Source organism: Jannaschia formosa, from assembly GCF_003340555.1.
Lineage (GTDB): Bacteria > Pseudomonadota > Alphaproteobacteria > Rhodobacterales > Rhodobacteraceae > Jannaschia > Jannaschia formosa.
This window is the reverse complement of sequence record NZ_QPLJ01000090.1, coordinates 1-1,309: the sequence shown is the minus strand read 5'-3', so window position 1 is coordinate 1,309 and position 1,309 is coordinate 1. Positions and strand designations below refer to the sequence as shown.

Below are 1,309 nucleotides of genomic sequence, written 5' to 3'. Positions count from 1 at the left end.
TGGTCTTGCCCCCGTTTCAGCGGACACTCAGGCGGTTGCGTTTTGAGCTTGGATGAACTCGCGTGGCGAGCGCATCTTCAGCCCTGAGTGCGGGTGGTTGTCGTTGTAGTCCTCGATCCACCCGGCGATCAATCCAAGGACTGTGGCGGCGTCCGGCAACGGCGTGACGTGGACGTAGTCGCGCTTCAGCGTCTTCACGAACGCCTCGGCTATCCCGTTGCTTTCGGGGCTCTTCACGGGCGTGTAGCACGGCCTCAGGCCGAGCTGGCTGGCGAAGATGCGCGTCTCACGGGCGATGAAACACGAGCCGTTGTCGCTCAGCATCTCGACGGGATGCGGCGTCCGGTAGTCGCCGAACCGCTGCTCGACAGCCTCCAGCATCATGTCGCGGATGTCCGATCCGCTGATGCCGCCGTTCACGACAGCCCGCCAGGAGATGATCTCCCGGTCATGCGCGTCGATCATGAAGGCGCCGCGGATGACGTCACCGTTCCAGCAGGTGAACTCGAAGCCATCGGAACACCAGCGGATGTTCGAGCGCATCGTGACCACCTTGCCCTCGTGGGTCTGCTCCGGCCGTTCGGTGTATCTGCGAGCCAGCAGGAGGTTGTGCGCCTTCATGATGCGGTAGACGCGTTTGTGGTTCACGGGCCCAGTCCCTTGAGCCCGGAGCTGCCGGTTCAGGAGCGCGGTGATCCGGCGGTAGCCGTAGGTGGGGCGCGCCGCCACCAGCGTCGTGATCAACGGCAAGACCGCCGCGTCTTGCGCCTTTTGGTAGCGCCGCCGCGGCTTCGCGCTCCCGTTCAGCCGGGCGTGCAGGTTCGAGCGGGAGACGCCCAGGGTCTCGGCCACGACCTTCACCGGGAACCGTCCTTCGGCTGCGACTGCGCGAGCCACGTCCGTTTCTTTGAGCGGGTCTTGTCCAGCGCCTCCTTGAGGATCTCGACCTCGAGCGTCTTGCGGCCGAGTTGCCGCTCGAGCTCCCGGATGCGCTCCTCCATCTGCCGGACAGCGCGATTGCTGGTCACGTCGTCATCCTCGGACACGGCCACGGCTCCTCCATCCAGCATCAGACGGCGCCAACGATACAGCAGGTTCGGCGCAACGCCATTCCGGCGGGCCACGACCGAGATGCTGGTGCCTTCCTCCAGCGTCTCCTCGACGATCCGCATCTTCTCGCTCGCGGACCAGCGGCGCCGACGGCCGCCATCGGTGATGATCTCTATCTCAGACATAAGCACGTGCTCAGGCATATGCCTAAGCCTCCATGGTTATGCCCAAGTGTCCGGTCGAAACGGGGGCCAGTTCA

The 1,309-nt window shown here is 64.7% G+C and carries 1 protein-coding gene; it reads right to left on the bottom strand.

The features are described 5' to 3' along the window. Positions 1–27: 27 nt before the first annotated feature. A protein-coding gene (locus DR046_RS22905; protein WP_115384635.1) for an IS3 family transposase occupies positions 28–1,253 on the bottom strand; the annotation gives its coding sequence in 2 pieces (ribosomal slippage) (positions 28–902 and positions 902–1,253; 1,227 coding nt in all). Between the last annotated feature and the right edge of the window lie 56 nt (positions 1,254–1,309).